The sequence below is a fragment of the Olsenella phocaeensis genome, assembly GCF_048189965.1.
Lineage (GTDB): Bacteria > Actinomycetota > Coriobacteriia > Coriobacteriales > Atopobiaceae > Olsenella_I > Olsenella_I phocaeensis.
In genome coordinates this window covers 88,670-95,801 of sequence record NZ_DBEZHV010000019.1, presented here as the reverse complement: position 1 = coordinate 95,801, position 7,132 = coordinate 88,670, and the positions used below count along the sequence as shown (strand labels likewise).

Below are 7,132 nucleotides of genomic sequence, written 5' to 3'. Positions count from 1 at the left end.
CGCTCGTCACCGGAGTGCCGTCCCAGCGCACGCTCTTGCCATTCGACTCCAGCGTGAGCTGCTGGAGATAGGCCGGGAAGCGGTGCAGGTACTGGTTGTAGGGCAGCACGGCGTGGCTCTCGGCGCCATAGAAGTTGACGTACCAGACGTTGATGAGGCCCATCAGGGCGACGACGTTCTGCTCGAGCGGGGTCTCGCAGAAGTAGCGGTCGAGGTCGTTGAAGCCCACCAGGAACTCCCTGAAGCGCTCGGGGCCGAAGGCGACGATGAGCGAGAGGCCCACCGCGGCGTCCACGGAGTAGCGGCCGCCGACCCAGTTCCAGAAGCCGAAGGCGTTCTGGGGGTCGATGCCGAACTCGGCGACCTTGTCGAGCGCGGTCGAGACGGCCACGAAGTGCTTCGCGATGGCCTCCGCCTCCTGCTCGGGCGAGCCGTCGATGGCCCCGCTGGCACGCAGGCCCTCGAGCATCCAGGCCTTGGCCTCGCGGGCGTTGGTCAGGGTCTCGAGCGTGGTGAAGGTCTTGGAGACGACGATGACCAGGGTGGTCTGGGGGTCCAGCCCGCGGACCTTCTCGGCCATGTCGTTGGGGTCGATGTTGGACACATAGCGCACGCTGATGCCCGCGTCGGCATAGGGGCGCAGGGCCTCGTAGACCATGACCGGGCCCAGGTCTGAGCCGCCGATGCCGATGGAGACGACGTCGGTGATGCGCTTGCCCGTCACGCCCTTCCACTCGCCCGAGCGCACGCGCTCGGCGAAGGCGTACATGCGGTCGAGGACCTCATGGACGTCGGCGACGACATCCTGGCCGTCCACGACGAGGCTGCCCCTCTCGCTCGCGGGGCGGCGCAGGGCGGTGTGCAGGACGGCGCGGTCCTCGGTCGTGTTGATGTGATCGCCGGCAAACATGGCGGAGCGCCTCTCCTCCAGCCCGACGGCCCTTCCAAGCTTCACGAGGAGTTTGAGCGTCTCGTCGTCCACGAGGTTCTTGGAGAGGTCGAAGTGCAGGTCGTCGAGGTCGAACGAGAGCTTCCTCACGCGCTGGGGGTCGTTCGCGAAGGACTTCTTGAGGCTGAATCCGCTCGCCACAAGCTTGTCGTGGTGCGCCTGGAGGGCCTGCCACTCGCGGGTCTGGGTCGCGTCAATAGGTGCGGGAACGCCTGCCATGTCTGCTCCTTAGGTCGCCATGAGAGAACCCTGGACACACAGCTAGCGTAGCGCAAATGGATGGGCCGGACGTCACGTTTGGCAGATGCTTGGGAACGCCTCACCCCCGTGCCAGCCCGATACGAGAGCGAGAGGGACGAGCTTCCGCCATAGCACCCCCGCCAGGAACCACGAAGCACGCCGTCGCCGACGGCCCTGGGCTAGTACGGCTCACCCAGCGGCGGCAACTTCTTGAGGCGCGCCCACATGAGCTGCTTCTGGCGGCCGTCCCCCAGGGAGGCCGCAAACTCCCCCAGCGCCATGACGCGCATGCCCAGGACGTGGGCCACGACGCCCTCCTCGAGCATGGCGGCGTCGAAGTCCGGCAGCCCTGCCAGCTCCGCGGCGTAGGCGTCGCGCAGCGCCATGGCGGCGACGCCGTCCACCGCGATGACCGTCGCAGGGTCCAGCACGCAGACCGCCTCGCGCAGAAGCGCCGCGTCCAGCGGTACGGCCGAGCCGAGCCTCACGGCGCCCAGGGCCACCCAGTCCTCCGGCGCGTAGCCCAGCGCCACCAGCGCCGCGCGCAGCGCCTCGCCGTCCGCACCGCCCAAGAGCGGCCCGCCGGCGAGCTCGTCCCCTGAGAGGGACCCCTTCACAAAGAGGCAGGACGAGAAGGCGTTTCCGGACATGTTTACGTCGCGCTCGGCGAGGGATGCCAACTCGAAGCGCTGCTTGCGCAGGTAGGCATCCCGTCTTAGCTCGCGTTCGCCCCTCATTGCCCGCCTTCCGTCACCGTTTCCACACTTATCGATTCTACTGCCGGCATGCTGCCGCTATGGGGTATAAGCCGCCCAGAGAGAAAGCGCCGCAAGGCACCCTACACAAGGAGAGACAACAATGGCCAACGCTATCACCAACGCCGAGTTCGACTCTGTCCTCGCCAACTCCGACAAGCCCGTCCTGGTGGACTTCTGGGCCTCCTGGTGCGGCCCCTGCCGCGCCCTGGGTCCCGTCGTCGAACAGGTCGCCGACGAGCTGTCCGACAAGATGGTCCTCTACAAGTGCAATGTCGACGACGAGGGCGAGCTCGCCCAGCGCTTCCAGATCGTGAGCATCCCCACCCTGATCCTCTTCAAGGACGGGAAGCCCGCCCATACCATGGTGGGCAACATGCCCAAGGCTGACCTCCTGAGCGAGCTCAACGCCAACCTCTAGGCCTTTTGAGAAGGGCAGCCCCTTGGCAGCCCGAAGTAATACCCTTGGAGGCGGACGCCCACGCGTCCGTCTCTTTTTGTCTCTGGCTGGAGGGTCCACATGGGCGAGCGCGTCAGTAAAACCTTCGACCTCTTCGGGCGCCTCGTGCGCAAGAACCTCTGGACCATAGTCCTCATCCTCGCCGTGGTGGGCTTCATCGCACTGCTCGAGGAGGTGCACGAGGACGGGCTCCTCGCCCTGGACGGATGGGCCTACTACCTCGTCGTGCTCCACATGAGGAGCGAGTGGCTCACTCCCATAATGCAGTCCATATCCGAGCTCGCGCTTCCCGTCGTCCTCGTCGTCATGCTCCTGGTCGTCGAGGCCTTCGCCCCCGGAAGGCGTCCCGGCCTCTGCGCCGCGGTCAACCTTGCTCTGGCGCTTGCGCTCAACCTGGTGCTCAAGGAGCTCGTGCAGCGACCCCGGCCCGAGGGCTACCGGCTCATCGCGGAGTCCGGCTATAGCTTCCCCTCCGGCCACTCCATGGTGGCGATGGCGTTCTACGGGCTCCTGGTGTGGATGGTCTGGCGCTACGAGGGGGACCGCTTCGTGAAGGTCCTCTGCATGGGCGGGCTCTCGCTGGTCATCGTCGCCGTCGGCCTGAGCCGCATCTATCTGGGCGTCCATTACGCGTCAGACGTGATTGCCGGATTCTGTGTGTCCATCGCCTGGCTCTGCGCGTACACCCGCATCTTCGTGCCCATGTTCCTGCCTGAGGGACATGGGCCGGAGCGTCGGGCGGCGCAAGAGCCATAGCCCCCGGCACCCAGCCGGCAACGGGAAGCTCGCACCTCTCGCCCCTTCCAGGCGAGAGGTGCGCCTCATCCTGGCTCGGAATCGCTCACAGGCCTACGATCTCTGCCTTGAGCAGTCTGCCGTCCTCCGCGATGATCCTGCCCATGGTCGGGCCGCCGCCACGGGGCAGGCTGGGGCTTCCCGGGTTCATGACCAGGACTCCCGTGCGGGAGTCTCGCTCCAGGAGGGGGCGGTGCGTGTGTCCGCAGATGGCGACGTCGCAGACCTCGAGGTCGAGTCTCTCCTGGTAGTGGCAGACCTGCCAGCGCAGGCCGCTGGCGAAGAAATGGGTGACGTTGCCCACGAAAGGGCCGTAGTCGTAGCCCCAGTCGTTGTTGCCCTTGCAGAGCTTCAGGGGGGCTATCCGCTCCAGGCGGCGCGCGTCCGCCGTCGAGCACATGTCACCGGCGTGCACTATAACGTCAGCGCCCTCAAGTGCCCGGAGCAACTCTGCGGAGAGGTGGCCGTGGGTGTCAGAGACTATGTCGTAGCGCATGGAACTCCCGTCGGGTCCGTCTTGTCGGCGGCCTAGATGCCCAGGGCGCGCTTGAGCGCGACCACGCGGCGGCGCGAGACGGGGATCTTCTTCTCGGGAATGCCCTTGAGGCCCAGCTGCAGGATTCCGCTGGAAATGACCTCGACGTCCTCCACGTGGTCGAGGTTCACGATGTAGCCGCGATGCACCCTGAAGAAGCCGTGGGGCACGAGCCTCTGCTCGAGCTTGGCCAGGGAGATGGTCGAGAGGAAGCGGTCCTCGTCGGTGTAGATGCAGGAGTAGTCGTCCTTCGCCTCGATGAAGCGAATCTGGTCGACGGGGACCAGCACCTTGCGTCCGCCCTTCTCCACCGGAATTCGCTCGATGGAGACGCGGGTGCTGGGAGCGGGCTTGAGGCGCGCCTCGACCTTGTCGAGGGCCTGGGAGAGGCGATCGGTCTCGACCGGCTTCATGAGGTAGTCGACCGCATCGACGTTGAAGGCGTCCAGCGCGTACTCGCTGTATGCGGTGACGAAGACCACGGCAGGCGGGTTCTTGAGCTTCCTCAGCGCCTCGGCGAGCTGCATGCCAGAGGTCTTGGGCATCGAGATGTCCAGGAAGAGCACATCGGGGTGGCGCTCGGCACCCTCCTTGCTGCGCACAAGTGCCTCGACGGCCTCGCGCGCGCTGCTCGCCTCCTCGACGGACTCGACCCTCCCGGTCTCGTCCAGGAGGAACCTGAGCTCGGAACGAGCGGGAGCCTCGTCGTCTACGATCAGAACGTTAAGCATGCAATCAGCCAACTTTCTTCCGCCGGCGGCGGTAACCGAATGCCTACGAATACCAAAATGACCACGTCAGGGCCCAATTCACCATCTTACGCCTGTTGGCGCTAGCCCGCGCCCCCTGTAGGCGCGGCTCCCACAAGACGCAGCGTGACGCAGGTGCCCGCACCCTCACGGCTCATGATCTCGACCCCCGACCCCATGCCGAAGAAGCGCTCGATGCGCTCGGCCACGTTGCGCAGGGCGATGCCGGTCCCCTTGTCGCTCTGGGACATGCCCCTGCCCTCGGCGCTGGCCTCGAGCAGTCCGTTGGCGACCTCCTCGCTCATGCCGAGGCCATCGTCGGCGACGGCGATGAGCACGTCTCCCCCGTCCGAGACAACCTGCACGTCGATGTGGAGCGGTCCCTCGTCGCTCATGGCGTGGCGCACCGCGTTCTCCACGATGGGCTGCACGAGGAAGCCCGGAACCCGCACCTTACCGCATCCGGGCTCGACGCGCTCGGTCTCGACGATACGGTCGTCGCCGAAGCGCGCCTTCTCTATCTTGAGGTAGCGCCTGGTCTGCTCCAGCTCCTCCTCGAGGGGGATGAGCTGCTCGGAGCTCTCGAGCGTACGACGATAGAAGACGGCGAACTCGCGCAGGAGCTCGCGGGCGCGGGAGGGGTCGGTCCTCGTGAGCGACGCCATCGTGTTGAGCGCGTTGAAGAGGAAGTGCGGGTTGATCTGGGCCTGCAGGGCCTTGACCTCGGCACGTGCCGTGAGCTCCGCCTGGCGGTCGAGCTCGTAGGCAGAGAGCTGCGTAGAAAGGAGCTCCGCGAAGCCGCGCGCGATGGCGAGCTGGGTGCGGTCCACGTCCCGGCCGTGGCGGTAGTAGAGCTTGAAGGTCCCCACGGGTCGGCCCGCCACCTCGAGCGGCGCGATGATGCCCACGGGAAGCACCTGCTCGCGGGCATCGCGCGAGAGCCCGACCTCCATGTCGGCCCATTCGTCCCAGTCGAGGTTGGTGAAGGTCTGCACGTGTCCGCTGGACAGGACCTCGCGGGTGGGGTCGCTGTTGGGGGCACCGACCTTGAATCCCGAGAGGTCGTCGCCCACGAAGGCGATGGTCCGCCTGTCGTCGCTGATGGCTATGGCCGATGCCGTGGTCTCGGGAAGGACCAGCTGGCAGACGGCCATGGCGCTCTCGGGGCTGAGGCCGGCGGACATCTGGCGCAGGGTCCCGGACGCGACGCGCAGGGTCCTCTCGGTCGCCTGCGACCTCAGATCGTCCGGTGCCATGAGGGCGGAGCCGCCCGCCACGATCACGACGGCGAGGCCCGCGCCCGCGACGACCGCCGCGGTGATGTTGCTCACACCGATCCCCCAGCCCAAAAGCACCAGGAGCGCGAGCGACGACGCCACCAGAAGCGTGTTCACGAGGAGCCTGAAGTGCGCCATCACGAACCTACGCATGCGTGCCGCCATCCTGCGCCACGGGGGTTCCACTATGGACGAGACGCCTGGCCAGCAGCGTGTCCTGCCAGAGCGTCCCCATGATCTTTGGCCAATAGGTCTGGAAAGCGAAGTAGCTCGAGCAGTGGCGGTCGGCCCAGGCGCGCGCCTTGCGACGGCCGCGCAGGAAGATCTTGAGGTAGGCCATGCGCTCCGGGCCCGCGATGGCGCGCAGGAGCGAAGTCAGCGCGATCCTGTGGCTCACCTCGGGAGAGACCCACTCGCTGGGGTACGGCCTGAGGGACTCCGGACGCACCTGGCGGAGGCCGATGCTCGAGTTGGCGAAGCGCAGCTTGGCGACCTCGTACTCCCAGCGATAGACATCCTGCAGGAAGCGTGCCGCGCGCGAGGGGCACTCGGGCGGCAGGTGGCGCACCCTCCATTGGTTGTCGAACCACACGTCCAGGCCGTGCATGCGCAGGTCGAGCAGGTAGTCGAGGTCCTCGCCCCTGGGAATGGTCGGGTCGAAGGCCACGTTGCAGAACGCCTGCGCCGCGACGGCGAAGCAGCCGCCGCAGACGTAGTTGGAGCGAGAGATGCGCGTACCCGTCTGCGCACGGTGCATCCACTGGTTGAACTCCACGCGCTTGGCCCAGTAGCGGTCCCGCCAATGCGGCTTGGAGACGTCCGCGTAGGGAGAGCCCGAGCGGTCCAGGAAGTGGCCGCTCTTCGCCATGATGGGAAGTCCCTGCCGGTTGTCGAGCCCCAGGCCGAAGAGCGCGTCGATGAGGAAGTTCTCGTCCAGGGCCACCTCGTCGTCGTCCAGGAAGACCACGACGTCGTGTCCGAGCACGGCGGCGACGGCGAGCCCCATGTTGCGAATCGCGCCGTAGCCCCTGAGCGAGACGCTCTCCCTGTCCATCTTCGGCGCGATGGCCTCCACGGCACGAGTGACCAGGTCGGCCTCGCGCTGGTCCACCACCAGGGGGTTGAGCCTTGGGTGGGACCGGCAGATCGCGTCCACGCGAGCGCGGGCGCCCTCCGCGCAGGAGCGCGGCGCCACCAGGAGAACCACGACCCTCAAGACCCCGCGGACCGCATCGAGCGAGGCGAGGCAGGTCTCCAGCTCGGGCAGGGGCGTCGCTATGGGCGTCGCATGATCGTACGCACCGACCCGCCCGATCTCGAGCGGCTCGTCCTGCCAGGTCCAATAGGAGGGTATGACCACGACCGGATTCAA

At 66.9% G+C, this 7,132-nt stretch carries 8 protein-coding genes; 2 read left to right on the top strand and 6 right to left on the bottom strand.

Going from position 1 to position 7,132, the window contains the following annotated elements; translation table 11 throughout:
* Both pgi and ACMPH2_RS09185 read right to left on the bottom strand, forming a co-directional pair.
* Positions 1-1,168, bottom strand: a 1,168-nt coding sequence (gene pgi / locus ACMPH2_RS09190) for a glucose-6-phosphate isomerase (RefSeq protein ID WP_417119270.1), incomplete at its 3' end; no start/stop codon positions are given.
* A 200-nt stretch (positions 1,169-1,368) separates the two neighbouring features.
* Positions 1,369-1,926, bottom strand: a complete 558-nt coding sequence (locus tag ACMPH2_RS09185; RefSeq protein WP_417119269.1) for a hypothetical protein — start codon at positions 1,924-1,926, stop codon at positions 1,369-1,371.
* Positions 1,927-2,047: 121 nt separating this feature from the next.
* On the opposite strand from ACMPH2_RS09185, the gene trxA reads away from it, so the two are divergent.
* Both trxA and ACMPH2_RS09175 read left to right on the top strand, forming a co-directional pair.
* Complete coding sequence (gene trxA, locus ACMPH2_RS09180; RefSeq protein ID WP_009278325.1) at positions 2,048-2,365, top strand: thioredoxin; 318 nt, start codon at positions 2,048-2,050, stop codon at positions 2,363-2,365.
* Between the two features lie 99 nt (positions 2,366-2,464).
* Positions 2,465-3,160 (top strand): phosphatase PAP2 family protein, encoded by a 696-nt coding sequence (locus ACMPH2_RS09175; RefSeq protein ID WP_009278324.1) that lies wholly within the window; start codon positions 2,465-2,467, stop codon positions 3,158-3,160.
* 85 nt (positions 3,161-3,245) lie between these two features.
* Here the strand turns inward: ACMPH2_RS09175 and ACMPH2_RS09170 are convergent, their stop codons facing one another.
* From ACMPH2_RS09170 to ACMPH2_RS09155, 4 genes are all read right to left on the bottom strand, one after another.
* A complete protein-coding gene (locus ACMPH2_RS09170; protein ID WP_062531564.1) occupies positions 3,246-3,695 on the bottom strand; it encodes a YfcE family phosphodiesterase in 450 nt (149 codons plus the stop codon).
* A 32-nt stretch (positions 3,696-3,727) separates the two neighbouring features.
* The gene (locus ACMPH2_RS09165) at positions 3,728-4,465 is read right to left on the bottom strand and encodes a LytR/AlgR family response regulator transcription factor (RefSeq protein WP_062531563.1); all 738 of its coding nucleotides are present in this window, start codon (positions 4,463-4,465) and stop codon (positions 3,728-3,730) included.
* Between the two features lie 101 nt (positions 4,466-4,566).
* Complete coding sequence (locus ACMPH2_RS09160) at positions 4,567-5,913, bottom strand: sensor histidine kinase (RefSeq protein ID WP_009278321.1); 1,347 nt, start codon at positions 5,911-5,913, stop codon at positions 4,567-4,569.
* Positions 5,906-7,132 carry a glycosyltransferase gene (locus ACMPH2_RS09155; protein ID WP_417119268.1) on the bottom strand — a complete coding sequence of 409 codons (1,227 nt, stop codon included), beginning with the start codon at positions 7,130-7,132 and terminating at the stop codon, positions 5,906-5,908. The genes ACMPH2_RS09160 and ACMPH2_RS09155 overlap by 8 nt, the downstream gene beginning before the upstream one ends.

Coding starts and splice junctions, on each gene's coding strand:
- ACMPH2_RS09185 (WP_417119269.1), bottom strand. CDS start 1,926: ATGAGGGGCGAACGCGAGCTAAGACGGGATGCCTACCTGCGCAAGCAG.
- trxA (WP_009278325.1), top strand. CDS start 2,048: ATGGCCAACGCTATCACCAACGCCGAGTTCGACTCTGTCCTCGCCAAC.
- ACMPH2_RS09175 (WP_009278324.1), top strand. CDS start 2,465: ATGGGCGAGCGCGTCAGTAAAACCTTCGACCTCTTCGGGCGCCTCGTG.
- ACMPH2_RS09170 (WP_062531564.1), bottom strand. CDS start 3,695: ATGCGCTACGACATAGTCTCTGACACCCACGGCCACCTCTCCGCAGAG.
- ACMPH2_RS09165 (WP_062531563.1), bottom strand. CDS start 4,465: ATGCTTAACGTTCTGATCGTAGACGACGAGGCTCCCGCTCGTTCCGAG.
- ACMPH2_RS09160 (WP_009278321.1), bottom strand. CDS start 5,913: ATGCGTAGGTTCGTGATGGCGCACTTCAGGCTCCTCGTGAACACGCTT.